Annotated in this window: 26 protein-coding genes; 4 read left to right on the top strand and 22 right to left on the bottom strand. The window is 52.9% G+C overall.

The annotated features are described in order from the left end of the window. Positions 1-225 precede the first annotated feature (225 nt). The 3 genes from JYE49_RS14985 to JYE49_RS14975 are packed head-to-tail and all read left to right on the top strand — an operon-like array spanning position 226 to position 1,454. Positions 226-741 carry an LPXTG cell wall anchor domain-containing protein gene (locus JYE49_RS14985; RefSeq protein ID WP_093956815.1) on the top strand — a complete coding sequence of 172 codons (516 nt, stop codon included), beginning with the start codon at positions 226-228 and terminating at the stop codon, positions 739-741. A 24-nt stretch (positions 742-765) separates the two neighbouring features. Continuing rightward, complete coding sequence (locus tag JYE49_RS14980) at positions 766-1,263, top strand: hypothetical protein (protein WP_093956816.1); 498 nt, start codon at positions 766-768, stop codon at positions 1,261-1,263. Continuing rightward, positions 1,260-1,454, top strand: coding sequence for a helix-turn-helix transcriptional regulator (locus tag JYE49_RS14975; RefSeq protein ID WP_093956817.1), 195 nt, complete (start codon positions 1,260-1,262; stop codon positions 1,452-1,454). Before JYE49_RS14980 ends, JYE49_RS14975 begins: the two co-directional genes overlap by 4 nt. A gap of 113 nt (positions 1,455-1,567) precedes the next feature. On the opposite strand, the gene JYE49_RS14970 is transcribed toward JYE49_RS14975, so the two are convergent. After that, positions 1,568-3,172 carry a glycoside hydrolase family 9 protein gene (locus JYE49_RS14970; RefSeq protein WP_093956818.1) on the bottom strand — a complete coding sequence of 535 codons (1,605 nt, stop codon included), beginning with the start codon at positions 3,170-3,172 and terminating at the stop codon, positions 1,568-1,570. Positions 3,173-3,483: 311 nt separating this feature from the next. Here JYE49_RS14970 and JYE49_RS14965 point away from each other — a divergent pair, with 311 nt between their 5' ends. Further along, positions 3,484-5,202 carry an ammonium transporter gene (locus tag JYE49_RS14965; protein WP_093956932.1) on the top strand — a complete coding sequence of 573 codons (1,719 nt, stop codon included), beginning with the start codon at positions 3,484-3,486 and terminating at the stop codon, positions 5,200-5,202. A 241-nt stretch (positions 5,203-5,443) separates the two neighbouring features. Here JYE49_RS14965 and JYE49_RS14960 read toward each other — a convergent pair whose 3' ends face one another. The 21 genes from JYE49_RS14960 to trpD form a co-directional block, all read right to left on the bottom strand. After that, a complete protein-coding gene (locus JYE49_RS14960) occupies positions 5,444-6,646 on the bottom strand; it encodes an ABC transporter permease (protein WP_179217285.1) in 1,203 nt (400 codons plus the stop codon). Continuing rightward, positions 6,639-7,988 carry an ATP-binding cassette domain-containing protein gene (locus JYE49_RS14955; RefSeq protein ID WP_093956820.1) on the bottom strand — a complete coding sequence of 450 codons (1,350 nt, stop codon included), beginning with the start codon at positions 7,986-7,988 and terminating at the stop codon, positions 6,639-6,641. The genes JYE49_RS14960 and JYE49_RS14955 overlap by 8 nt, the downstream gene beginning before the upstream one ends. Positions 7,989-8,137: 149 nt before the next feature. Beyond that, complete coding sequence (locus tag JYE49_RS14950; protein ID WP_093956821.1) at positions 8,138-8,743, bottom strand: hypothetical protein; 606 nt, start codon at positions 8,741-8,743, stop codon at positions 8,138-8,140. A gap of 72 nt (positions 8,744-8,815) precedes the next feature. Continuing rightward, positions 8,816-9,112 carry an STAS domain-containing protein gene (locus JYE49_RS14945; protein ID WP_093956822.1) on the bottom strand — a complete coding sequence of 99 codons (297 nt, stop codon included), beginning with the start codon at positions 9,110-9,112 and terminating at the stop codon, positions 8,816-8,818. A 210-nt stretch (positions 9,113-9,322) separates the two neighbouring features. Next, positions 9,323-10,828, bottom strand: coding sequence for an NAD-dependent dihydropyrimidine dehydrogenase subunit PreA (gene preA / locus JYE49_RS14940; protein ID WP_093956823.1), 1,506 nt, complete (start codon positions 10,826-10,828; stop codon positions 9,323-9,325). Positions 10,829-10,857: 29 nt separating this feature from the next. After that, positions 10,858-11,664, bottom strand: coding sequence for a GGDEF domain-containing protein (locus JYE49_RS14935; RefSeq protein ID WP_093956824.1), 807 nt, complete (start codon positions 11,662-11,664; stop codon positions 10,858-10,860). A 179-nt stretch (positions 11,665-11,843) separates the two neighbouring features. Then, on the bottom strand, positions 11,844-12,518 hold the full coding sequence (locus tag JYE49_RS14930; RefSeq protein ID WP_179217286.1) for a Type 1 glutamine amidotransferase-like domain-containing protein: 675 nt from the start codon (positions 12,516-12,518) through the stop codon (positions 11,844-11,846). 16 nt (positions 12,519-12,534) lie between these two features. Continuing rightward, positions 12,535-13,854: an MFS transporter gene (locus JYE49_RS14925; RefSeq protein WP_093956826.1), complete on the bottom strand. Its 1,320-nt coding sequence runs from the start codon at positions 13,852-13,854 to the stop codon at positions 12,535-12,537. 254 nt (positions 13,855-14,108) lie between these two features. After that, positions 14,109-14,900, bottom strand: a complete 792-nt coding sequence (locus tag JYE49_RS14920; protein ID WP_093956827.1) for a transglutaminase-like domain-containing protein — start codon at positions 14,898-14,900, stop codon at positions 14,109-14,111. Positions 14,901-14,938: 38 nt separating this feature from the next. Further along, positions 14,939-15,724: a MerR family transcriptional regulator gene (locus tag JYE49_RS14915; protein ID WP_093956828.1), complete on the bottom strand. Its 786-nt coding sequence runs from the start codon at positions 15,722-15,724 to the stop codon at positions 14,939-14,941. A gap of 109 nt (positions 15,725-15,833) precedes the next feature. Next, positions 15,834-16,232, bottom strand: coding sequence for a DUF3795 domain-containing protein (locus tag JYE49_RS14910; RefSeq protein ID WP_093956829.1), 399 nt, complete (start codon positions 16,230-16,232; stop codon positions 15,834-15,836). 20 nt (positions 16,233-16,252) lie between these two features. Then, a complete protein-coding gene (locus tag JYE49_RS14905; protein ID WP_143754476.1) occupies positions 16,253-17,122 on the bottom strand; it encodes a hypothetical protein in 870 nt (289 codons plus the stop codon). 26 nt (positions 17,123-17,148) lie between these two features. Beyond that, positions 17,149-17,988 carry an AraC family transcriptional regulator gene (locus JYE49_RS14900; protein WP_093956831.1) on the bottom strand — a complete coding sequence of 280 codons (840 nt, stop codon included), beginning with the start codon at positions 17,986-17,988 and terminating at the stop codon, positions 17,149-17,151. 100 nt (positions 17,989-18,088) lie between these two features. Then, positions 18,089-18,607 carry a hypothetical protein gene (locus JYE49_RS14895; protein ID WP_283399347.1) on the bottom strand — a complete coding sequence of 173 codons (519 nt, stop codon included), beginning with the start codon at positions 18,605-18,607 and terminating at the stop codon, positions 18,089-18,091. A 41-nt stretch (positions 18,608-18,648) separates the two neighbouring features. Then, positions 18,649-19,032, bottom strand: a complete 384-nt coding sequence (locus JYE49_RS14890) for a GNAT family N-acetyltransferase (protein ID WP_093956833.1) — start codon at positions 19,030-19,032, stop codon at positions 18,649-18,651. Between the two features lie 135 nt (positions 19,033-19,167). Then, the gene (locus tag JYE49_RS14885) at positions 19,168-19,584 is read right to left on the bottom strand and encodes an ACT domain-containing protein (RefSeq protein ID WP_093956834.1); all 417 of its coding nucleotides are present in this window, start codon (positions 19,582-19,584) and stop codon (positions 19,168-19,170) included. Positions 19,585-19,644: 60 nt separating this feature from the next. Then, a complete protein-coding gene (gene trpA / locus JYE49_RS14880; protein WP_093956835.1) occupies positions 19,645-20,415 on the bottom strand; it encodes a tryptophan synthase subunit alpha in 771 nt (256 codons plus the stop codon). After that, positions 20,408-21,598: a tryptophan synthase subunit beta gene (trpB, locus tag JYE49_RS14875; protein WP_093956836.1), complete on the bottom strand. Its 1,191-nt coding sequence runs from the start codon at positions 21,596-21,598 to the stop codon at positions 20,408-20,410. Before trpB ends, trpA begins: the two co-directional genes overlap by 8 nt. Next, positions 21,595-22,200: a phosphoribosylanthranilate isomerase gene (locus tag JYE49_RS14870; protein WP_093956837.1), complete on the bottom strand. Its 606-nt coding sequence runs from the start codon at positions 22,198-22,200 to the stop codon at positions 21,595-21,597. The genes trpB and JYE49_RS14870 overlap by 4 nt, the downstream gene beginning before the upstream one ends. Beyond that, a complete protein-coding gene (trpC, locus tag JYE49_RS14865; RefSeq protein ID WP_093956838.1) occupies positions 22,197-22,985 on the bottom strand; it encodes an indole-3-glycerol phosphate synthase TrpC in 789 nt (262 codons plus the stop codon). The genes JYE49_RS14870 and trpC overlap by 4 nt, the downstream gene beginning before the upstream one ends. 60 nt (positions 22,986-23,045) lie before the next feature. Next, positions 23,046-24,062, bottom strand: coding sequence for an anthranilate phosphoribosyltransferase (trpD, locus tag JYE49_RS14860; RefSeq protein WP_093956839.1), 1,017 nt, complete (start codon positions 24,060-24,062; stop codon positions 23,046-23,048). Positions 24,063-24,083: the final 21 nt, after the last annotated feature.

Below are 24,083 nucleotides of genomic sequence, written 5' to 3'. Positions count from 1 at the left end.
TGAACACCATAACATACGATACACCTCGATAATACCTCCTACCTCCTACTTCCTACCTCCTCCCTCGCTTCATGCTTGTGGCATTTTGAATATTTTTTCATTCTTTTTGTATATTATACTTGACATCTTAAAAAGTATGTTATACAATTCAGCTGTACTCAGGGAGCCGGATCGACCGCCGGGCCCCGGAGACGATCAATAAAAGATTATTCGGAGGAATGAATTATGACTGACAATGCATGGATCATTCTTGGAATGATGATACTGCTCATGATCGCTGCCTGGGTCTTGCTCCGGAAAAAGCGCTGCACAGAGCAGTACGATGAGCGGCAGCTGCGGATCCGCGCCCGGGGATATCAGATCGGTTTCTTCACAGCCCTGATTCTGATGTTTATCCTCGCCCTGCTGTTTGAAACAGAATTTCTCACGGTGATCACACCCGGTCTCGCGGCGCTCACCGCCCTGATGATCAGTGTCACCGCCTTCGCGGTCTACTGTATCAACCATGACGCCTTCCTGGCGATCCGCGGAGACGGAAAAAGCCAGATTGTCCTCTATTCCATCATCGTACTTGTGGAAATTGTCAATGTGATCCGTCATATCATCATCGGTGAAGTTATGGTGGACGGCAAAGTGGACTTCACCTTTGGTTCAGCTGTGGCGGTAGGGCTCTGTTTCCTGGTCATGCTGATCACCCTGATCCTGAAGACCAGGAAGGACAAAAAAGAAGTAGAAGAATAACGCGGATAAAAGGAGGAAATAAAGATGGATTTCACCAAACTGATTCTTTGCCTTATCATCCTTGGCGGCGTTGCCCTCGTGTGTTTCGCTGACCGAAAGTCCGTCAAAAACTTTGATGAACGTCAGCTCCTCTACCGCGGCCGGGCCGTCACGATTGCATTTGCTTCCCTGCTGCTCTGCCTCTTCGTTGTGCTCCTGCTCAACACCATGAACCTTGCCTGGTTTGACCTTTCAATCGCCGTGATCCTGTCCATGGTCATCTCCCTGACCATCTTCGCGGTTTATGCAATCCTGCATGATGCCTACTTTACCCGTCTGAAGAAGCAGGTTCTCTTCAGCGTCCTGTTTCTCGTGGTAGCCCTTGCCAATGTTTTCAACGGAATCCGTCATTCCTTTGGCGGCTCCGCGGAAAGCGTCTATGACATTGTCCTGCCCGTCGCCGTCGGTGTACTGGGACTGGTCGTTTGTGCCACCCTGTTCATCAAAAGCCGGATGGATAAAAAGGAGTCTGATGAGGAATGAAAAACCTGAAGCTGAAAGCCGCCCGTGCAGGCAAAGATCTGTCCCAGGACCAGCTTGCGCAGCTGTGCAACGTGTCCCGTCAGACGATCAATGCCATTGAGAAAGGCGATTATAATCCCACCATCAACCTGTGCATCGCCATCTGCAAAGCCCTGGACAAAACCCTGGACGATCTCTTCTGGGAAGGCTGATATTTGTCCTGAAGAAAAAGGCGCTCAAATACGAGCGCCTTTTTTCTTTCCCGCCGCGCGGATCATTTTTAAGTCTTAAGTCTTCAGTTTTCAGTATTCATTGTTTTGCCGCTTTAGCGGCAAAAATACGCTCCCACAAATATTGCCGGTGAGTTCCAGTAGATTGCGATCTCGTTGGTGTCGGCGGAGAATGTCTCCTCCACAAAGTACTTCGCCGGCGGTGTGTTTCCCATTTTCTCCTTTGTCATCGGGAAAGTCATCCGGTTGTTTGGTCCGCCGGAAATCAGTCCGGGCACCGGTTCCTCAATCCCGTCCGCATCGGAAGGCCGGTGATGGGGATGCATCACCCGTCTTTCTCCGAATCCGGTTACAAAACAGATATCCAGTGCGTTCATTCCCAGCGCGTAATTCCATTGCTTCAGCGCCGCATTCCGCATTTCCTGCCGCCCCGTAATCAGCGCATTCATAATCATCGCCATAGCGTTGCTCATAATTGGCAGAATGCTTCCCCACACATATTGATCCGCCGCCAGCGCCGTACCATAGCCGGATCCATGCGACAGCTTCAGTGCCTCCTCGCTCTGCCGGAGGAAATCTGCCTTCAGCCGGTCATACAGTATTTCTCCTGCCTTTTCTCCCAGGTCAAACAGACAGCACAGGGCACCCATGCCGCCTACGTCAGCCCAGCCAAAGGCTGTCAGCTGCTGTCCATCGGCATACAGTCTTTCCGCCTCTGCCCGGAATTCCCTTTCACCGGTCGCGGCATACATCTCACAGGCAGCCCAGAACCGGTCGTCCTTATCCGTCCGTTCTCCATACCAGCCGGTGAAGACCCCCTCCGGATTCCGGAAAGGCACATAATCATCGGCATGCTTCATCAGCCATTCCCAGGCTCGCCGGGCGGAAAGCAGCATCCGGTTGGCAAAGGCTTCGTCAAACGCCTTGTAGACCCTGTATGACAGTGCCAGGCAGGCACAGGCAGCCGCTGTCGCACAGTGGCTCACAGGCATCAGGTATTCCGGTTCCTTGTCATCCTGCGGCATGATAAACGGCGCAAACCGGGCCTTTGTCAGCTTGTGATGAAAAGCTCCGTCGTTCCGCTGCATCTGCAGCATCCACTCCAGTTCATACCGGGCTTCGTTCAGGATATCCGGCATCCCGTTTCCGGTTTCCGGAATATTCAGTTCATCGCTGCAGCCTTCCGGGAACAGTTTCCAGGTGTACAGCATGTGCCCCACCGTCACCGCGCCGGGGCCCACATACTTCCCATAGTCTCCCGCGTCATGCCAGCCGCCGGTCACCCTGCGCAGGACGCTTCGGTCTTCCCAGTCCGTTGCCGGTGCCGTATGGCAGGCCGGATGGGTGTAGATTCCAGCGTGCTCCGGCTTCAGTTCGCATCCGCAGCGCTGATAATACAAGCCTTTGATCAGGGCATTTGTCACGGCTTTCCAGGGTTTTTCGCTCACCGTCAGGGTTCGTTTTCCCTCAACGCTTTCCAACGTGTAGGTTCCGGCCTTCAGCTTTCCCAGGTTCACCAGTGCCACTTCGTCTCCGGATGCCTCATCCGGTTTCGGTGCGGCGGTCTCTTCCATGGGCACAGTCTTCCCATTGTCATCCTTTAGCGTCACGGAATCTTTTGCCAGTACCGCCGCGTATACCGGCAGTCCCTCTGCATATCCCGTCTGGTTTATCCGAAAAGCATTGTTTATCTCATTCATACTGGACGTTTCATCCTCTCCGTCAATCTCAACATATATATTTTCAAGTTTTATGTATTCATTAATTGAGAACGAAAAGATCGGTTTTTTTCGTTCTCCTGCGCATGGGTATTTTACTTCTTCAAGTTCACTCTAAGTCAATCTTCCAAAAAAAGATTTCTGTATTGCTCCTGTTTTTTGTTGTATACACTCTTGACAAAAGAATTGATTCGGCATAAAATCCGTGCATCCCAATGAGGCGCGAAGGTGTGCTGAACACCTTCGCGCCTCACTTTGTATTTTGGGAAAAACACGAAACGGAAGTGATCTGTATGACATTCTCGGCAGCCAACACAATATGGGTGCTCCTAGGAGCAGCTCTGGTCTTCTTCATGCAGGCGGGATTCGCCATGTGTGAAGCGGGTTTCACCCGCGCCAAAAATACCGGTAACATTTTGATGAAGAACCTGATGGACTTCTGTATCGGTACCCCGTTGTACTGGCTGTTCGGCTACGGCATTATGTTCGGCGCCGGCACCGCACTCTTCGGCTGGATCGATCCCTTTATCATGAAGGATTACAGCCATATTCTTCCGGCGGGCGTTCCGCTCTGGGCATACGCCATCTTCCAGACCGTCTTCTGTGCCACCTCCGCCACCATCGTTTCCGGTGCCATGGCTGAGCGGACTAAATTCTCTGCTTACTGCATCTACTCCGCAGCGATCTCGCTGTTCATCTACCCGGTCTCCGGTCACTGGATCTGGGGCGGCGGTTTCCTCGCTGAAATGGGCTTCCATGATTTCGCCGGTTCTACCGCAGTTCACATGGTCGGCGGCATTTGCGCCCTGATCGGTGCTAAGATCCTTGGACCCCGCGTTGGCAAGTACGGTAAGGACGGAAAGCCCCGCGCCATCCTCGGTCACAACCTTTCCATCGCAGCCCTGGGCGTGTTCATCCTCTGGTTCTGCTGGTTCGGTTTCAACGGTGCTTCCACCGTGGGCATGGACAGCGACGAACTGATCGGCAGCGCCTCCCTGGTTTTCTTCAACACCAACCTGGCCGCTGCTGTGGCCACCCTGACCACCATGATCTTCACCTGGCTCCGCTACGGCAAGCCTGATGTCTCCATGACCTTCAACGCTGCCCTGGCCGGTCTGGTCGGCATCACTGCCGGCTGCGACGCAGTCGATCCCTTCGGTGCAGCTCTCATCGGTCTCGCCTGCGGTTTCGTGATCGTCTTCGCAGTTGAATTCTTCGACAAGGTTGTGAAGATCGATGACCCGGTCGGCGCCATCTCTGTCCACGGTGTATGCGGCGCTCTCGGTACTATCCTGACCGGCCTGTTTGCCACCGGCGGCACCACCATGAAGGGTGTCTTCTACGGCGGCGGCTTCAAGTTCTTTGGCATCCAGGTCCTGGGCGTCCTGTGCACCATTGCCTGGACTGCAGCAATCATCACCGTTGTCTTCCTGCTTATCAAAAAGACCATCGGCCTGCGGGCGGATGCCGCGGATGAGGTCATGGGCCTTGACCGCAGCGAGCACGGCCTGCTCACCGCTTATTCCGGATTTGCCATCCTGCCTGAAGAAGGTTATGACGCCCCCGCTGCCGCTCCGGCTCCCGTTGCCGCAGCCGCTCCTGTTGCGGAAGCTGTGCCTGTCGCTGTGAAGAAGGCCGAAAAGCCTGCAGGCGAACCGGTTTACACCCGTGTACAGATCATCTGCCGTCCTGCCAGCCTGGAGAGCCTGAAGAAGGCCATGAATGGCATCGGCATCACCGGTATGACCGTTACCAATGTTATGGGTTACGGCGCCCAGAAGGGCAAGCCCGAGTACTATCGTGGTACTCCCGTGGAAGTTACCCTGCTGCCCAAGGTACAGGTTGATATCGTCGTCAGCAAGATCCCCGTCAGCGAAGTTGTTGAAACAGCCCGCGGCGTCCTGTACACCGGTCACATCGGTGATGGTAAGATCTTCGTCCAGGATGTGGAAAATGTTATCCGGGTTCGTACCGGCGAGGAAGGCTACGACGCCCTCCAGTCGGATGAATAATTTTCTCCCTATCTTATCCGAAAGAGTCCCCGCCTGATGGCGGGGGCTCTTTTCGGCTGTGCATCCGCACAGCAGACACTCTACACTCTACACTCATCACTTTTCACTCTTTTCTGCCCCTTGTCTCTCATCTTCCATTCTGTATTCACAACCATATTATTATTTTTCAGTTTTAAGTTTTAAGTTTTCAGTATTCATTAAAAAGGATGGAGATCCTATTTTCAGGATCTCCATCCTTTTATTATCTCTTATCCTTGTCAATCAGTTCCAGCGAAACGGTTGACATCAAGGCAAAGCCCAGGATAAACACGCACAGGAAGAACCAGTTGATCAGGACGTTGACCCGGGTCTTTTCATACTGTTTCTTCTGGGCAGCCTCAGCCGTTCTCTGCTGCAGAAAATTTTTTACATTATCTTCTCCGAAGATCTCCATCAGGTCGCCCACAGTAATATCAACCGGAAAGCTCTTGTCCCGCCGTTTCTGGATCAGTTCGCTGTTGTTGGCAAAATCCAGCAGTTCACCAAAGGTGATAGGATCTTTGATAATCATTTTCTCTGCGTTGCCGGTAATCCCGAGATCCAGGATCTCCAGCATCTCTGCTTCTGTCTTTGGACTGATCACAACATCCTCCCGGTGCTTCGCCAGGGCGTCGCTGTTCAGGATATCCAGCACCTGGCCTACCGTGATAACCTCATTAATTTCACTGTTCCGCATGCTGTTCACAGCGGTCCAGCCGGCAGCCATCGGCAGCTCATTATAGCCGCACTGGGAGGCAATTGCCTTGATGCCATAGTTGGATATCGTAAAGTTGGACAGCGGCTGGATCCTTTCCGGCAGCGGGATCACCCCGCCGGAGAAAACCAGCTGGAAGATCAGCACAAAAGGCATCACAGTCATGGCAGCCGTCGTGGTATGCGCAATACTGGAAATAAACAGGCTCATCATGTCCGCTGCATAGGAAATCAACAACATGGTGATTCCGAATTCCACTATCATCATCTTCTTCAGAAAGATGCCTTCCTCCGGAAAAGGGACCCCGGTCGCGTGCATGACATACAGACTGACAATTGTCTGAACCAGGCACAGTACAAACTGGTAGACCATATGAGAAAACATATAAGAGGTAATATGCATGCCGGAGCGGTGTTCCCGCTTGATAATCGCCCTCTCCCGGCAGATGGCCTGAATGGAATTGAAGCATCCGTTCCATAGGGCTACGCAGGTCAGCGCAAAAGAGCCGATTACGCAACCCTCCATGTTGGCAAAGATCCGGTTCCGGATCACCACCGACACCAGCATAGCAATCACCGCGGCCATCGGGATCACTTTCCAGTCGCTTTCATTAATAAAAAAGCGAAACTGCTTGCCCAGGTAAATCGGCACCTGGCTCAACCTGTCACGGTGCCGGAATGTTCTTTCCTTTTTGACGATCGTTTCAGACATGCTGCACCTCCGCGTACTTGAGGATGAACTCATCTGCCCGGCCTTCGCCGCCCTCTTCCTCTCGGTTTACAGACTTCACGATCTCCTCCATCTTTTCCTTGCCGAAGAAGGCACGCGCCTCGTCAATGGGGCCGAACCAGGCCAGACGCCCGGTGCGTTTCGCGTCTTTTGCCAGAACGATCACGTCATCGAAAAGATCGATGACCCGGTCTGGGGTATGGGTGATCACGATGATTATCTTGCCCTGGTCAGCGATTTTACGCAGCTGTGTAAACAGTTCCCGGGCCATCACTCCGTCCAGGCCGCTGTCCGGCTCATCCAGGATGAACAGGGTCGGGTTGGAGATAAATTCCATGGCGATGGACAACCGCTTCCGCTGTCCGCCGGAAAGCTTGGACACCAGGTTGCCCTTTACCGGGGTCAATCCGAATATGTCCATCACTTCTTCCACCCGCTCATTCCGTTCCGCGTGGGAAAAACTGTTGGGCAGCCGCAGCATAGCAGTATCCATCAATGTTCGGTAGACCGTATCGCAGCCGCGGATCAGGTCCGCCTGCGGCACAAAGCCGATATCATACTGCATTTCCTTATAGTTTTTATACATGTTCCGGCCGTTGATGGTCACTTCTGCCTTCGCGGGCTCATATCCGTTCACCGCATTCAGGAAGGTAGTCTTCCCCGCACCGGAACCGCCCAGCAACAGCACCATATGTCCGGGCTGAATACTCAGGTGGATGTTCCTGAGCAGGTATTTCTTTTTAAAGAACTCCCAGGCCGTCCGCTCTTCCAGGTTTACAGTCAGGCCCTGATCCAGTATCGCAGCCTTTCTGCCGGAAAAATAATAATCCGCATCGTCCCGGATCTCTTCCGCCAGCCACAGCGGCTGGTACTTTTTCCGGAACCCCCAAAGCAGCGGTGCAACCGGAAAAAGCTCTGCCACAAGCCACAGCAGCACCCACCATCTTCTTCGTTCAAAAACCCGGCACAAGCCTGAATACATCCGGGCGGAATAGATCAGGACAGCCGGCATGCACGCAACATCCAGAAGCGCGCAGAAAAAGTACGGAACGCTTCCCGGCTCCATGTATGTATTTACAATATATACAAGCGTAACGACAGTATGAAGTAAGGTTACTGTCCGGCCTTCCTGCTCGCGGTCTGCGCACAGTGCCAGTTTGTAATATTTTACAATCGGCACCAGCGCCCACCAGCCCTTCAGGCCGCATTTCACAAACAACCTCCACAGTCCAATCATATAAAGGACCGACAGAATCGTTGTCAGCGTATCAAACGAACCAAACAGGACATAGAGCAGAACATTCAGTTCCTTCCCAAAAGACATACCTGTTCTCATCCTCCCCCGGATAATCAGTCCCGGAATGTGTACATGTCAAAATACCTCAAAACCTCTTTCCGGTCAATAGAAAACCGGCGGCAGTTCTGTTCCTGCCACCGGTTCTGTCACCGGTCTGCCTTGTTTTTTCTCCGGTTTCAGGCCAGCTTCTTGATGATAATCATTTCCACGGTTCCGCTGCGAATCGATACCTTGATATCATCCGCCACGTGGGATACCACGGATTTTTCCAGTTCATCCCAGGCCTCCCGGACGTCCTTGGCGTCCAGTTCCAGCCGGGAGGACAGCGCGTTTTCATACCGTGCCATGGACCATTCCCAGTCCAGTGCAGGAGAACTGGTATATTCAAAAGCATCCGGCAGCAGCAGCGGGCTGGTATAGGTGGCCAGATCCTCGTCGGAACCCCAGTCAAAGAAATCCCGAATCCTGCCCATGATACCTTTGGCGGACTCGTTTTTCCCCGAGCTGGAAACTGCCAGCAGCTGTTCACGTTCCTCGCTGTTCAGCAGCGTCCTCACCTGCAGGTGCAGCCGGTATTCACCATCTTCGTCCTCAATCCAGAAGATACCTTCCCGCTCTCCCGTAATGGAGCGCATCAGGCCCATCATTTCTTCGGTCAGCAGCCGCAAGTGCAGGGCATCTTTCATTTTCAGGCCCTTGTAAGCCGCTACCTTTTCCGCCTGTTCCAGTGCAGCACCCATCCGGGCTTCCTGGCTGGAAACCGTAATTTTATCTGTTTTCATCCTTTGTTCTCTCCCGCAAACAGCATTCTGTCCCGGCGGTTTTCCGGATCAACCCGGAAGATCCGCCGTCTGTCATTCAATCGTCAGGATATCGGCGAAGCCTGTCACTTCAAATACTTCCTGAACAACCTCGTTGACGTTGCAGATCTTCATGCCGCCCTTCGCGGCCATGGCCTTATGTGCGGTCAGCAGTACCCGCAGTCCGGCAGAAGAAATATAGTCCAGCTTGCCGAAGTCCAGCGTCAGGCTGTCAGCACCGCCCAGATCTTTATTCAGTTCCGCCTCCAGTTCCGGGGCGGTCATAGTATCCAGCCGGCCCGCCAGGGCGATCTCCAGGGCTGTTCCGTTCAGGTTCTTGGTAATGGTCATATCATTGCCTCCTTTATCGGTCGGTATATGCAAATCTTTGTGTTACTCTGATTATACTATATTGTGAGCCTCATCCGCAACGTATCTGTATACGCAACGGTCCTTTTTCGTCTTTCTTCTTTTCCTTCTCATAAAACCAGCTCTGTTTTCTGCTGGTCGCATGTATATACGGAACAGAACAACTGATGGCAGCTTCTTGTTTGCCTCTTTTTATTTGTTCCGGGCAATCCGCTTCCTGCCAGGCTGAATAGCCCGCTGAGGGCATACCAGCACACACAGATGGCAGCCCACGCAGTTTTTCCCGTTCAGCACAGGGTGACGTTCCTCGTCCAGCCGGATTGCCTGGTGCCCGCCGTCGTCACAGGAGATTTTGCAGCGGCCGCAGCCGATACAGCGTTCGTGTACAAACTGAGGAAACAGAACCGTATCCCGCTCCAGGGTATCAGTAGTTTTGCTCAGGGTGTCCAGCGCAAGACCAACTGCTTCCTTTACGCTGTTGAAGCCCTTCTCCTTCAGGTACAGGTTCAGCCCTGATTTCAGATCTTCAACAATCCGGTATCCGTATTGCATCACAGCGGTGGTCACCTGGATGGAACCGCCTCCCAGCAGGATAAATTCCAGCGCATCCTGCCAGGTCTCCACCCCGCCCATGGCGGACAGATGCATGCCTTTCATATCCGGATGCTGCCCCAGTTCCGCAACAAACCGCATGGCAATAGGTTTCACAGCATTACCGCTGTATCCGCCCACCGCGCTCTGTCCGTGGACGGAGGGCGCAGCTACATAAGTGTGCAGGTTCACTCCGGTAATTGATTTAATCGTGTTGATGGCGGCAATGCCGTCCGCTCCGCCTCGCTTCGCCGCCTCCGCCGCAGGGCTCATGTTTGCCACATTCGGCGTCAGCTTTGCCAGCACCGGAATATGGCAGGCCTGCTTCGCGGCTCGTGTGAGCCGTTCCACCAGCTCCGGCACCTGGCCGATATCGCTGCCCAGGCCTCCCTCCGCCATATTGGGGCAGGAGAAGTTCAGCTCCACCGCATCCGCGCCGTTCTCTTCACACAACCGGGCCAACTCGCCCCATTCTGCTTCATCTTTTCCCATAATGGAAGCCAGGATGAACTTGGTGGGATACTTTGTTTTCAGCCGTCGGAAGATCTCCATGTTCTCCGCCACGCTGTGGTCGGAAAGCTGCTCAATGTTCTTGAAGCCGATGATACTGCCGTCATTACCCGTAATCGCGGAAAACCGCGGGGATGCCTCATGGATGTCCAGGGAGCAGATCGTCTTGAAGCAAACCCCTGCCCAGCCCGCCTCAAATGCCCGTGCGCACATGTCATAGGTGCTGGCCACTACGGAAGAGGACAGCAAAAATGGATTCTCCAGTGGAATCCCGCACAGGTCACACTTCAGCCTGTTCTCGTTTTCAGGAAGGGGTGTTTCACATTCCGGCTTCACCTGATACCGCAGCCGGTTTATCAGATCCCGGATCGGCACTTCTCCCGGCCGGACGCAGGCCTGCTCACAGGGCGCCTTGCAGGTCAGGCACGGGTTCTCTTCCGGCAGGCGCTGTGCCGCTGTCTGTTCATTGCCGAACCAGATATTCCGCAGCAGTTCTGCCGGTTTCAGCTTTCCGCAGGCGTCGTCACAAGGTGCGTTCCCACACAGCACGCACCGGATCATGTCTGCGCGCGCAATCGCGGGAGTAGTCCGGATCATTCTGTCGTCCCTCCTCCGATGTCAGTCCTTCAGTTTATTCCTTTCTTTTTCTTCTTGTCTTCATACATCGCCTGGTCTGCCCGGGCAAGTATTTCCTCCAGGTCGTATCCTTTTTCCCCGAAGGCGAACCCGCAGGCCACCGTACAGAGAAGGCCGTCCTCTGCCTCGTTCAGCTCCGCCAGCGCTTTTTCCCAATCATGCCGGATCTTCTCCGCATCCTCCCGGTTCACATGAACAACAGCCACGATGAATTCATCCCCGCCGGTCCGAAAAGGAATCACGTTCCTTGCCTCAATCCGTTTCAGGCTTTCCGCCGCTTTCCGGAGCAGCCGGTCTCCCGCCTCATGGCCGAGGGTGTCGTTCACCTGTTTCAGGTTGTTCACATCCATATTGAATATGGCTATCTCATCCTGGGTCCGGAACAGCGTCCGTTTCATTTCCATGAATTTACCCCGGTTGTAAAGTCCGGTCAGCCCGTCATAATCCTTTTGGTTCCGAAGCATCCGGGAATAATCGCTCATATTCCGGTACAATTCCGTATAATCACTGGTGTCCGCCAGGTGATGAATCTGTTTCAATCCCTCTCCGTCTGTAAACGCAGAGGTAGTCACCATGTATGTCTTTCCGTTCTCAGAGCGCACCAGATCCCAGCGTTCGCCCTTCTGTCCGTCCCTCGGTTCGGGGCAGGCGCTCTCCCAGTTTGTTTTCTCCGTCCGGATAAACGATGTCTTCTCATCCTCATAGAGGATTTCCCCGTTTTGACCGGTGATCAGGATACCGCCGATATCTTCCTTAAAAAAGCGGAGAATCAGCTCGTCCATTTTCATCTCTGCCATTTCCCGAATCCTCTCCCGTGATACGCTGATTATACCTTTGCTGCAGATTTGTTTTCTCTGCCTGGATTATATCATAATTCAGGCCAAAAAGGGAACGAAAGAGGCGGTGCTTTTTCGTTCCCTTTGATTCAGAAAAGCCGCAGAGCAATTTGCTCTGCGGTGTAAAGCGGCTTTCATTTTCAAAGCCTTACATCTTCCTCCGTGAACAGTCCGATGTTTCCATTTTCAACCTTGTGAATCATGCCGATGATGTCCACCTTGCCGTTTCTGATAAAGATGGCGCTTTCATCCTCCATGGCGCAGACAGGCCGCTCCATGGAAACCGCCTTCATGAACCGCAGCCGACCCGTATCACCATAGTCAAAATGACTGATCACAGTAATATCGGCAAATCCCAGTCCTTCATACGGTTCAAGGGGTTCCCAGTCTCCCGTCCAGTCTACCGTCGTTTTTCCCATGTTCATGGAGCCGGCACTGACGCCAAGCACCATCCCCGGGCCATCCCGGACGATGTCATAGATCCCTTTATCCCGCATCAGCTGCATCTGCTCGGCGCAGACTCCGCCGCCCATCAGGAAGAAGCAGTCTGCCTCCCGGGCCCACTTCTGCGCGTCGGCAGGATCCATTCTGGCGTCCACCACACAGAACCGTTCAAAACCAATTCCGTATTCCACAAACATCCCGTGCATTCCGGCGGAATCTTCATCATTCTGCTGATAATCTACCGGACAGGTAGTGATAAATACTATGCATCTGCGTACAGGCAGCTCCTTCTCCAGCCGCGCGGCAATTTCATCTGTAAACCGGCGATCCGGGAATCCGCTGAAAAAAGCGATTGCTTTATTACTGTTCATCTTTATTTCCTCCATATCAGTCATTCGTCTGTATCATTTCGTTTTCCTTCCGGTCCAGTTCCCTGTAAATCGGCTTGCGCAGCCTGGTAAAGCTGATCAGCATTCCGGCAACTCCGACAATAAAGAACATCAGGCCGATCCCTGTTCCTTTTCCAATACCGAACAAGCAGGTCAGGATTCTCTGCAGCGGGGAATCCGCCAGCATAAACGGTTCAAATACCGTATCTGCCAGCAGGCCGCCCAGCAGGAGTGCAATCGGAATCGTGAAATTCTGAAGCGTACTCTTCGCGGAAAACACCCGTCCCTGCATTTCCAGCGGAACCTTTTCCCGCATCAGTGTATCCATATTTACATTCATCACCGCGGCAAACAGATAACTGCCAAAGGCCGCCGCACACCAAAGCCACGGCTGGGAAGTCAGGCTCTGGATGATGTTCCCGAAAAAGATCAGGCCGGTTGTGATAAAGATCAGCGGAATCCGTTTCTTCGCCGGTTTCATCAGGGTCACAAGCAGGCTTCCGACCAGCACACCCAAAGCTGTAAAGCTCTCCACCGCGCCCAGTACCGGCTGGTTATTTCCTGTCCGGCCCAGGATAAAGGGCGAGAGCATCCCGTCGTTACCCAGCTTCGCCAAAAAGTTGATCACCGCCAGGAACAGGGCAATCCGGAGAATCGCGGTATGCTCCCGGAGATACCGGATCCCGGCCAGGCATGTCTTGGAGAATGGCTCCTCTTCCGTTTCCTTTTTTTCTGTCTCCGGTATCCGGATCAGGAAAAGCAGCACCAGGAAGGCAATGGCAAAAGTCACCAGGTCGATGATCAGCACCAGTTCCAGCCCGCCGTATGCCAGCAGCAGCGCACCAAGTGCCGGCGCCAGTATGGATATCGCTGCTCCGCCGAATCCCTGCAGGCCGCTGGCCCGGGCATAGTGTTCCTTTGGCACCAGCATACTGACCGCAACAAAGGAGGCAGGTTCCTGGAAGGCGTTCATCAGGCTCAGCAGGAAGTTGATCGCATACAGATGCCAGATCTGCAGAACCTCCGCGGAATGCAGCACAAACACAGCCAGCGTACCGCAGGCTGCCAGCAGGTCCGCGATCAGCATTATGCGCTTTTTGTTCCATCGATCCACCATGCTTCCCGCCAGGAAGCGAAGAAAAATCGTCGGCAGAAAAGAGCATACTGTCAGCAGGGTCACACTGGACGCGGTTCCTTTCTGGCTGTATACCCAGATAATGATCGCATAATCCGTCATGGCCGTCCCAAGCTGGGATACGGTCTGTGATCCCCATAGCAAAAGAAAACTGTAAAGTTGTTTGATAGAATGTTTATTCATGGCTTTGCTCCTTACATGTGTTTATAATCCATGCGGCGCAAAGCCTGATCGGACGAATGGTTCCGACCGCTCCGTGCAGGCTCGTCCTGTCTCAGGCCTTGCGCGGAGCAGAAACATCTGCGGCTAATGAAATCCCCCACTTGGTGTGTTTCATGGTTTTTCCCTCCGTTGTATCGAACAGTCCCCTGAGGAACCTGATATCCTGTTTGGTTCATTTTTAATTTATACCTTTTCTTCCCTGCTGGCAAGACCTTTTATCCCTGCCAGAACGCGGCGGCGTTGGTTGTAACTCTGTCTCCCAAACGTCTGTATTTCCCCGGTATTTCATACCCCGGAGGAACAAGGTGGATATAAATATCAGGCTGAATACGAAATCCCTCCAGCTCATAACCATACGTCATATGAATGCTGAACCAGTAAAGATTCTTCGCCCAGTATCCCTGCATAAACTCCACCCCTTCCGGATCGGAATTCCGGTGGACGTTCAGCTTTCTTCCGGCGATGAGCTCCGCTCGCATTTCTTCCAGGGAAAGCGGAATGCCCTCTGGATCCGTCACATATTCCTGCATATCACAGTCAACCATAGCCCATTTGTCCATTTCCGGCAGCCATACCAGGTTTACTACATGACAGTCCTGATCATTCTTATCTTCCGGCATACAGGTTACGAAACGGTTTTTGATTCCAACAGAAAGCAGCAATTCGCTTAACAGTATGGCATGCCAGCGGCAGTTGAAACCGGTTGGGATCCGCTGTGCATATTCCCAGAGGGTAAATGCATTGAGCTTCCTTATCCATTCCTTTTGGTTGTCATGCGGAATATGTGCAGAAACAAATTCACTGATTCTCAGCACCTTCTCCCAGGTTGTCAGCTCGGATGCGGCAATCTCGTTCAGATCCAGTCCTGCATTATCCTTGAAATACCGGCGGATTTTTCCGGAATGGATCCGGCTCGCCAGAGTTCTTGATTTGTAAGGAAAGGACTCATCCGTGTAAGGTGCACAGTTCTGTAATTTCCGGATCATTTCTTCCGTATTATTAGCCAACTTGGTTTCCTCCTGAATACCAAATAATGAAAACGGTTTTATTCGTGCTGACTAGCTTCAACCGCTGTCCTCCCGAATGTATCCAATGCCTGCAGGATATATTCAATGAACCCTTTCCCATATGATTGTTCGAGAAGAGGAATTGCCGGTTCAGGCAAGGCTTTAAATATTTCCTTTGCCTTCTCAGCAAACCCTTGAGCTGTTTCCGCTTTCAGGAGACTTTTATCAGCATGGTTATTCGCATGCGCATAAATTCTCTGGAGCGTTTCCTGGACCGTAGGTCCTTCCGGCTGTTCCTTGCCCTGTAAAAGAGAAATAAAGTAAATTGCCTGAAGCTCACTCACCATTTCAGGATCCGGTTCCTCAATCGGTCCAATCACTTCCTCCGCTATTTCCATTTTCGTACTGTACTGATCCATTTCTTTTTTTATCCCGCCGACTTTCTCCAATACCGCTGCCATCCCCAATTGCTTGAAAACCAGTTCCGACAGGCGTCCTGCTTCTGAGATCAGTTGTATATTTTTGAGGTATCTGATATATCCATTAAGTTTGTTGACTTTCTGGCGCAGCTTTTCTTCGCATGCCTTACAGGTCTCCATCAGATTAAACTGATCGCCGCTGTCAAGAATCTGCTTTATTTCTTCCAGTGTATACCCGGATTCTTTCAGGATGGTTATTAAGCTTGCACGGCCCAGGCTTTCATCGTCATATTCCCAGTAACCGGACTCTGTCCTGGAAGCAGGGTTCAGCAGTCCCTTCTTTTCATATAGCTGTAATGCCGTCCTCTTAATTCCGGTTATTCTGGAAAACTCACTCATTTTCATCCTGCTGTCACCTCCGTGAGAAGATAATAAACCTGCCACTAAGTGGCAGGTCAATAGGCTTTTTGATATTTTTTTCTCTTTTTTTCTGAGGTAAGAAAATTACTGAAAATTATCTTTTTCCTGTCCTGATGAAATCAATCAGTTTCTCCAGGTCGTCAAAGCCGTCATAGTCTCCCGTGAAGTCTTCCCGGTGATAAACAATCCCGGCTTGTTCGTTCCGTTCCAGGCAGTCCAGAAGTTCTTCAATGCCGTATCTCCGGGCGAATTCCGCAAACCCGCGGACTGACAGTTTCTCTGCATACAGGCCTTTCCGGCATTCAGCAGGCTTGCATTCATAGCAGCCGTTCAGGCCCTTTTCAATTCCGCAGTTGCGGTTTTCGCACCATTGCGCGTCTTTGCACCAGGAAAGTTCCAGGAAGCCCTCTTTTCTGCATCCTTTACACGTGATATTTTCACAGCACAGACAGCAGGCCATCCCGCAGCGTGCAATTCCAAGCTCCCGTCTCATTTCAAATTCTCCATTCAGTCTCACCGCGCCATGTATGCGTAAAGGGTTACCCACTTGTTTTCTTCGCCCACATTGCCGGCCTTGAATGCCGGTACGCTTTTGGACGCTGTCAGCACATACCTTCCGTTTTCCAGCCGGTGCTGGTTCAGTACTTTATATCCAGCCTGCATCGCTTCAGATTCCGGTTCGCACCCCAGGGCTCTCAAAGCATAGACAATCTGATGCGCGCCGATCTTGATCGGATCCGGCGGATAAAACGTTCCCAGCATCACGTCCACCATGGGCGTTTTCATATCATCGGTTCTGTAAAAGATGTTTCGTTTTGTGAAATAATGCATCAGGGCACTCTCACATTCCATCCGGCAGCCCGCCAGGTGCAGCTCCGCAACTAGCAGAAGATATTCCACTGTCAGTCTCGCACAGCTCTTATGGGGTTTCCTTGGATCATTGGTCTTTTTGCTTGTGCTGATGCATCCAAAGCCCCCGTCTTCCTTGATCAGTCTGAGCATACTGTCAATTTCGTTTTTCACGATCTCTTCCTGATAGTATCCCAGCTTTACAAGATTCCTGAGCAAAAGCGGTTCCCCGCACAGCATCTTAAAACCTGTGTTCTTGATCAGGGCAAAGACATCATTGTCAATATCGCTGCCGATATCTTCCCGTGTCAGTCCCCACTCCGCAAAGGCCAGAATCGCGTCATACTTCGCCCATGGCTTGTCTGTCCGGAGCTTCTTCAGTCCGCGTTCGTATACCTTGCTTTGCAGCAGCCGTCTTTTACACTCAATGACTCTTTCGTCATTTTCCGGCAGTTTCTCATACTCCTTCAGCATCCGGAGTTTAACCTCCGGCGTTTCGTCCTCCAGCAGCCACTCCCGAATAGAATGATCCATCTTTTCCGCCTCCCGCTTTACGCAGCTCATGCTTTTCTTTTGACGGGGAAACAGATTTCACTCATATAATTCTTTGACGACGGGTCTCCGGGCAGATAATTCTCAATATCATAGTCAGGAATGAGCTCATAATCCGCCACAGGCAGCCATTCCCGGTAGATTTTGCCCCACATGTCCTGGATCGCGTTCGGTATGGGACCCACGCACTTGAAAACCGCCCAGGTATGCTCCGGAATATGCAGGATTTCAAATCCATCCGGAACGACAGCCACATCTGAGGCCTTGCATCCGATTCCGTAGGTGAATACATCGCTGTCTGTCTTTTGCTGCGCGCATACGCCGAGATAACCCGGGATCTTTCTTAATTCCTCGTTGGCATAGTACGCATCCCAGAAAGCCGGGATTTCCTGCTCGCTGGTTTCCGCGTGGAAACTGCCTGTATGCACAATCAGATCCATCGCGTCCCATTTCTCAATTTTGTATTCCATGATACAGCCTCCGTCAATCATAATCCGGACGGTATAACGATTCATGAAACGGATGGAGCTCCCATTCTTCACCTGCATCGGTGAAACGCCGTGAAATCTCGTAAAGGCTTTGCTGAAGCTTTCCGGAGAATCATAGCCATACTTCAGTGCAACGTCGATGACCTTGTTCTTTCCTTCTGTCAGCTCCGCCCCGGCCTGCGAAAGGCGCCTTTTCCGCAGGTATTCCGCGGGCGACATTTCTGTCAGCAATGAAAATGCCCGCTGAAAATGGAACGCAGAAAGATTCACACTCTTTGCGATATCCGCCAGCGTGATGTCATCTGTCAGATGCTCTTCCATGTATTCTATAGCATGGTTGATCGCTCTCACCCAATCCATCGTTACCCCTCCTTTCACGTTCGATTATAGAGACAGTATCATCGGTTTTCCTGTTCCGGCTTGCTCCGTTTTGTCCTGTATAACGATTTTTCAGAACGTATTAAAACCGGTCCCAAAGCTGGACCTCAATATAAGGCCTTCCCTCCAGTATCTTTTCAAGGAAAGCGTTCACAGATCCGCCGCATTCCCGGATCCCTTCCAGGAGCATCCCCTTTGTCAGCACAGCCGGCTCAATCCCCTGCTGGAGAAGTGCACAGCTGTCACCGGGCGTGAAGCTTACCTGGTCGTCAGGAATATCTGAAAGGTCAAGCACTATTTTGTCTTCACTGTCAAACCATGCTTTCAGGTAATCACTTTCCGCCAGCACAAATGAGTAAGGATGCGGCAGTCTTGGCTTCCCTCCGAGCCGGATAAATGCTTCCCGCACATACTCATCTGCTCTTTTTCGCAGGGGATAGTAATTCTTAAAATCCGCGAACCGGTAAAAACTGGTTGTTTCAGGATGTGCGGCGGCAAGTTCAGCTGCCACCCTGAAAGCTTCCTGTTCAGGCAGGTTCATGATGTTTTTCCATGGATCGGTTCCCGGATAATAGTAATGTGTTAATAAAAGCTTATCCATATTCATTCCTTTTGTCCGATAATCTGATCTGATATACCAGGTTACTGCCGTTTCTTTTCGATCATGTAGGATTGAAAGCCCTTCGGGCATCCATTCTTCTCATAGAATTTCTCTACCGTCGGCTGCGCTCCGAAATACAGCATCGTCGGAGTATTTTCTTTGGCCAGCTGAAGAAGCCTGCTGCCGATTCCCTGTTTCTGATATTCCGGCAGCACCAGCATTTCCGTAATCGTACCGAAGAAATAACCGTCTGTCAGAATACGCAGGCAGCCAACCAGCGTTTCGCCGTCATAGGCGGTGATGATCAGTGTTTTGGATAACGCCTCCGCCGTCCTGCCCTCATCGTATTTCCCGGGCCAGACTTTATTGACAAACGCGATAAATATTCCTGCGTCGAGCTGCTTGTCATCAATCCTGTATTCCATCTTCTGCCTCCGCGTATTCCGGTTTTCTGTTCATTCCTATGATGCCAAAAACACAGGCATATTTCAACCTGTTTATGCTTCTGCGCAATAAATGAAGCCCTGACGGCTTCTTCCGTCAGGGCTTCGACTTTTCGCTCAGTCAATCTGCTCCAGTGTTTTGTAACCCCGTGCCTGCAGGAAACCTTCCACTTCCATCAGGTCGGTTGCCCGCAGGATCGCTACCGGCAGGCGGCTGAGGGTGTTGTAGGTCACATACAGATAATCCAGGTTGATGTTGCCGTCATTGATCACCGTGAGCAGGTCATTCAGGCTGCCGCATTCATCTCCGATCTCCACCGCGGCCACATAGTCCGCATGGCACATATATCCGGCAGCCTGCAGCTCCTGTGCTGCCTGTTCCGTATCGGATACCAGCATCCGGATAATACCGAACTCCGCACTGTCGTTAGTGATCAGGGTATTCATATTGATCCCGGCGTCCGCCAGGATCTGGGTAATCCGGTTCATGGCACCCTTTTTGTTTTCCGCGAAAATAGACAACTGCCGAATCATTACATTTCCTCCTGATGGTTAATGACCTTCTGGTCATAACCATCTATCATTTTTAAGTTTTCAGTTGATTGCTTCCTTCATGCTCTTCACATATTCTCCGATATACTTTGGCGCCTCTTTCCCATACTGTGCCAGGATTTTTTCAATGGCGGATCCCACAATAGCGCCGTCAGAAATGGCCGCCATGGCTTTTGCCTGCTCCGGTCTGGAAATACCGAATCCGATGGCCACCGGAACCTTCGCATTCTCCCGGATCACCCGGATAATGGGCTGCAGATCCGTGGTAATCTCACTGCGGGTGCCTGTCACGCCCAGGCTGGACACCAGGTAAATGAATCCTTCAGCCTCCCGGGCAATCATCGCCACCCGGTTTTCGGATGTCGGCGCAATCAGGGAAACCAGATCCACATGATACTGCCTGCACAGGGGCAGGAATTCTTCCTTCTCTTCGAATGGCAGATCCGGCAGGATCAGCCCGTCAATGCCGATCTGCTCACAAGTGGAGATGAACTTCTCCGCCCCGTAGGAAAAGATCACGTTGGCATAGGTCATAAAGACCATGGGAACGGTCACGTCTTTGCGCAGATCTTTCACAAAATCGAAGATTTTATCTGTTGTGGTCCCCGCCTGCAGAGCCCGCAGGTTGGCTTCCTGGATCACCGGTCCCTCCGCCGTTGGGTCGGAAAAAGGAATGCCCAGTTCAATCAGGTCAGCGCCGTTCTCCACGGCAGCCCGTACCGCTTTGCCTGTGGTTTCCAGATCCGGATCACCGCAGGTAATAAAGGCAATGAATGCCTTGCCGTGATCAAAAGCATTTGCAATCTTACTCATGGAGATCCTCCCCTCTGTAGCGGGCGATGGCGGCGCAATCCTTGTCGCCTCGGCCCGAAACGGTAATCACGATGATCTGGTCCGGTTTCATGTCCGGCGCGATCTTCTGGGCATAAGCCACCGCATGGGCGGACTCAATTGCCGGAATGATACCTTCCGTCTTTGCCAGGTACTCAAACGCGCACACAGCCTCTTCGTCGGTCACCGGCACATATTCAGCCCGTCCGGTATCATGCAGCCAGGCATGTTCCGGACCCACGCCCGGATAGTCCAGCCCGGCAGAGATAGAATACACCGGCGCAATCTGGCCGTACTCATCCTGGCAGAAATAGCTCTTCATTCCGTGGAATATGCCCAGGCGTCCGGTATTCATGGTCGCCGCTGTCTCAAAGGTATCAATGCCCCGGCCTGCGGCTTCACAGCCGATCAGCCGGACATCCTTATCTTCAATAAAGTGATAGAAACTTCCGATGGCATTGCTTCCGCCGCCGACGCAGGCGATCACCGCATCCGGCAGCCGGCCTTCCTTCTCCAGGATCTGTTCCTTGACCTCCTTGGATATCACAGCCTGGAAATCCCGCACGATCGTCGGGAAAGGATGCGGGCCCATCACGGAACCCAGGCAGTAATGAGTATCATCAATCCGCCGGGTCCATTCACGCATAGCCTCGCTCACAGCATCCTTCAGGGTGGCGGTGCCGGTCTTCACCGGGATTACCTCCGCGCCCAGCAGCCGCATCCGGTACACGTTCAGTGCCTGGCGGATCGTATCCTCCTCGCCCATGAACACCACGCATTCCATACCCATCAGGGCCGCGGCTGTGGCAGTCGCCACGCCATGCTGTCCGGCACCAGTCTCGGCAATCAGGCGGGTCTTACCCATTTTCTTTGCCAGCAGTGCCTGTCCCAGCACATTATTGATCTTGTGAGCACCGGTATGGTTCAGGTCTTCCCGCTTCAGGTAGATCTTCGCGCCGCCCAGGTCCTTCGTCATCTTTTCAGCATAGTACAGCCGCGAAGGTCTTCCGGCATAGTCATTCAGCAGGGCGGTCAGTTCCCGGTTAAACTCCGGATCCGCCTTGTAGTGATTGTAGGCCTCCTCCAGCTCGATCACGGCATTCATCAGCGTTTCAGGAATATACTGTCCGCCATGGATGCCGAAGCGTCCGTTCTGATTACTCATACCTGCTCCTCCCTGACCGCCCGCACAAACGCGCGCATCTTGTTGATATCCTTGTATCCCTCAGTCTCTATTCCGGATGAAACGTCCACCGCGTAAGGCTTCAGCTTCTTCACCGCCTCGCCGGCGTTTTCCGGATTCAACCCGCCGGCCAGGAAATAGGGCCTTGTCACTTCTTTCAGCCAGCTCCAGTCAAAGGTTTTCCCATCCCCTGCCCCCGCGTCCAGCAGAATCTGCTCCGCGGTGGACGCCTGCGCTTGCTGTGTGTCTTCCGCACTCCTGATCCGGAAAGCCCGGATCAGCGGCTTGTCCGTTTTCTTTCGCAGCTCTGCCAGGTAGGTTTCATCCTCATGTCCGTGAAGCTGGGCAATGTCAATCACGCCCTCCTCCAGCAGCCTTGCCACCTTCTCAGGCTCCTCATCCACAAAGACGCCCACTGCCTTGATTCCCGGGTTCAGCCCGGCCCTCAGCGTCTTCGCTGTCTCCGGCGTCACGTACCGCTTGCTGCCGGGGAAGAATACAAACCCGATGTATTCCGGTTTCAGCTCATTGACCGCCTCAATGTCTTCCGGTCTTCGGAGACCGCACATCTTGATCCGCGTCATGCCATTTCTCCTTTCAGCAGCCGGAGCATAGCTCCCGGATCTTCCGCCCTCATCAGCGTTTCGCCAATCAGTGCAGCATCCGCGCCGATCTGCTTCAACCGCTGCACATCTTCCGGGGTTTTGACGCCGCTTTCCGCTACGTAGACACAGTCTGCCGGGATCCTGTCCCGCAGTCTTGCCGCATTTTCAAAGTCCACGGAAAAGTCTTTCAGGTTCCGGTTATTCACGCCGATGATCTTCGCTCCGGCGGATACCGCCCTGCGGATCTCTTCTTCGTCGTGGGTTTCCACCAGTGCCGCGATCCCCAGTTCCCTGCACCGTTCCAGGTAAGTTTCCAGCGTCCTTTCATCCAGCAGGGAAACGATGAGCAAAGCCGCGTTCGCGCCCATCACCCGAGCCTGATCCAGCTGGTAGGCACTGACGGTGAAGTCCTTGCGCAGCATCGGCAGGCTCACCTTTGCCCGCACTTCCCGGAAAATCTCATCCGATCCCAGGAAGTACTCCGGCTCAGTCAGGCAGGAGATACAGTCTGCTCCGCCCCGCTCATAGGCCTCCGCGATCTTCAGGTAAGGAAAATCCGGAGAAATCAGTCCCTTGGAGGGAGACGCCTTCTTGATCTCACAGATAAAGGAGATTCCCAGCTTTTTCAGGGCGGAAAGGAACGCCTCCCCGTTTCCTTTGCCTAGTGCCTTTGCCTGCTCCCGCAGTTCCGCCTCCGGCACTTTCTCCTGTTCTTTCTTTGCCCGCTCAAGCGACAGCTCAGCCAGCTTGTCCAAAATATTCATAGTCCACCGCTTTTCTGTGTCAGATTCACACTATCCTCATTATGAATTGTGAATTATGAATTATGAATTGGAAACACTGATCAACTTCTCAAGTGTCTTCGTGGCTTTTCCGCTGTCAATAATCTCCGCTGCCAGCTTGATTCCTTCCGCCAGGCTTTCCGCCTTCCCGCCGATGTACAGAGCCGCGCCCGCGTTCATCAGCACTGCATCACGTTTCGGTCCCTTTTCACCGTTAAGGATTGCCTTCGTGATCTCCGCATTCTCCGCCGGGCTGCCGCCCACCAGGTCCTGCTTCGTGCAGCGCTGCAGACCGAACTGTTCGGGCGTGATCACATAGTTCTTCATCCAGCCGTCCTTGAATTCGCATACCGTAGTCGGTGCGCTCAGGGAAATCTCATCCAGCTTGTCCTGGCCATAGACCACCATGCCTTTCTTCACGCCCAGGTTCATCAGCACCTGTGCCAGGGGCTGTACCAGATACTCGTCATACACGCCCAGCAGCTGCATGGAGGGATGACCGGGGTTGGTCAACGGTCCCAGGATGTTGAACACCGTGCGGAAGCCCAGTTCCCTCCGGATGGCGCCCACATACTTCATGGAAGTATGATACTTCTGGGCAAAGAAGAAGCACATGCCCACTTCGTCCAGCAGCTGACGGCACTTATCCGGGCTCTGGTCGATATTCACGCCCAGCGCTTCCAGGCAGTCTGCCGTACCGCACTTGCTGGAGGCCGCACGGTTGCCGTGCTTGGCCACCCGCATGCCGCCCGCCGCAGCCACCAGTGCTGAAGTGGTGGAAATGTTGAAGCTGTGGGCATTGTCTCCGCCGGTGCCGACGATCTCAAACAGATCGGGACCTGCATCCACAGGCGTTGCCTTTTCCCGCATAGCCGCCGCGCAGCCCGCGATTTCAGCCGTGGTCTCCGCCCGGGCGCTCTTGGTGGACAGGGATGCCAGGAAAGCCGCGTTCTGGGTCGGCGTGGTCTCCCCGCTCATGATTTCATTCATCACGGTATAGGCTTCTTCATAGGTCAGGTCTTCCTTGCTGACAATCTTCACGATAGCTTCCTTAATCATTTTTTCTCCTCCTCTGCGAAT

It is taken from the genome of Aristaeella hokkaidonensis, assembly GCF_018128945.1.
Taxonomy (GTDB): Bacteria; Bacillota; Clostridia; order Christensenellales; family Aristaeellaceae; genus Aristaeella; species Aristaeella hokkaidonensis.
The sequence above is the reverse complement of the archived record's forward strand: the minus strand, read 5'-3'. Positions and strand labels throughout refer to the sequence as shown.

Coding starts and splice junctions, on each gene's coding strand:
- JYE49_RS14890 (WP_093956833.1), bottom strand. CDS start 19,032: ATGGAATACAGGATTGATGACAAGCAGCTCGACGCAGGAATATTTATC.
- JYE49_RS14895 (WP_283399347.1), bottom strand. CDS start 18,607: ATGGATAAGCTTTTATTAACACATTACTATTATCCGGGAACCGATCCA.
- trpA (WP_093956835.1), bottom strand. CDS start 20,415: ATGAGTAAGATTGCAAATGCTTTTGATCACGGCAAGGCATTCATTGCC.
- JYE49_RS14950 (WP_093956821.1), bottom strand. CDS start 8,743: ATGAAAACAGATAAAATTACGGTTTCCAGCCAGGAAGCCCGGATGGGT.
- preA (WP_093956823.1), bottom strand. CDS start 10,828: ATGATCCGGACTACTCCCGCGATTGCGCGCGCAGACATGATCCGGTGC.
- JYE49_RS14945 (WP_093956822.1), bottom strand. CDS start 9,112: ATGACCATTACCAAGAACCTGAACGGAACAGCCCTGGAGATCGCCCTG.
- JYE49_RS14980 (WP_093956816.1), top strand. CDS start 766: ATGGATTTCACCAAACTGATTCTTTGCCTTATCATCCTTGGCGGCGTT.
- JYE49_RS14955 (WP_093956820.1), bottom strand. CDS start 7,988: ATGTCTTTTGGGAAGGAACTGAATGTTCTGCTCTATGTCCTGTTTGGT.
- trpC (WP_093956838.1), bottom strand. CDS start 22,985: ATGAATATTTTGGACAAGCTGGCTGAGCTGTCGCTTGAGCGGGCAAAG.
- JYE49_RS14915 (WP_093956828.1), bottom strand. CDS start 15,724: ATGAAAATGAGTGAGTTTTCCAGAATAACCGGAATTAAGAGGACGGCA.
- JYE49_RS14970 (WP_093956818.1), bottom strand. CDS start 3,172: ATGAATGAGATAAACAATGCTTTTCGGATAAACCAGACGGGATATGCA.
- JYE49_RS14910 (WP_093956829.1), bottom strand. CDS start 16,232: ATGAGACGGGAGCTTGGAATTGCACGCTGCGGGATGGCCTGCTGTCTG.
- trpD (WP_093956839.1), bottom strand. CDS start 24,062: ATGATTAAGGAAGCTATCGTGAAGATTGTCAGCAAGGAAGACCTGACC.
- JYE49_RS14900 (WP_093956831.1), bottom strand. CDS start 17,988: ATGGATTGGGTGAGAGCGATCAACCATGCTATAGAATACATGGAAGAG.
- JYE49_RS14905 (WP_143754476.1), bottom strand. CDS start 17,122: ATGGATCATTCTATTCGGGAGTGGCTGCTGGAGGACGAAACGCCGGAG.
- JYE49_RS14930 (WP_179217286.1), bottom strand. CDS start 12,518: ATGAACAGTAATAAAGCAATCGCTTTTTTCAGCGGATTCCCGGATCGC.
- JYE49_RS14935 (WP_093956824.1), bottom strand. CDS start 11,664: ATGGCAGAGATGAAAATGGACGAGCTGATTCTCCGCTTTTTTAAGGAA.
- JYE49_RS14925 (WP_093956826.1), bottom strand. CDS start 13,854: ATGAATAAACATTCTATCAAACAACTTTACAGTTTTCTTTTGCTATGG.
- JYE49_RS14975 (WP_093956817.1), top strand. CDS start 1,260: ATGAAAAACCTGAAGCTGAAAGCCGCCCGTGCAGGCAAAGATCTGTCC.
- JYE49_RS14960 (WP_179217285.1), bottom strand. CDS start 6,646: ATGTCTGAAACGATCGTCAAAAAGGAAAGAACATTCCGGCACCGTGAC.
- JYE49_RS14885 (WP_093956834.1), bottom strand. CDS start 19,584: ATGATTCGGCAGTTGTCTATTTTCGCGGAAAACAAAAAGGGTGCCATG.
- JYE49_RS14870 (WP_093956837.1), bottom strand. CDS start 22,200: ATGACGCGGATCAAGATGTGCGGTCTCCGAAGACCGGAAGACATTGAG.
- JYE49_RS14985 (WP_093956815.1), top strand. CDS start 226: ATGACTGACAATGCATGGATCATTCTTGGAATGATGATACTGCTCATG.
- trpB (WP_093956836.1), bottom strand. CDS start 21,598: ATGAGTAATCAGAACGGACGCTTCGGCATCCATGGCGGACAGTATATT.
- JYE49_RS14965 (WP_093956932.1), top strand. CDS start 3,484: ATGACATTCTCGGCAGCCAACACAATATGGGTGCTCCTAGGAGCAGCT.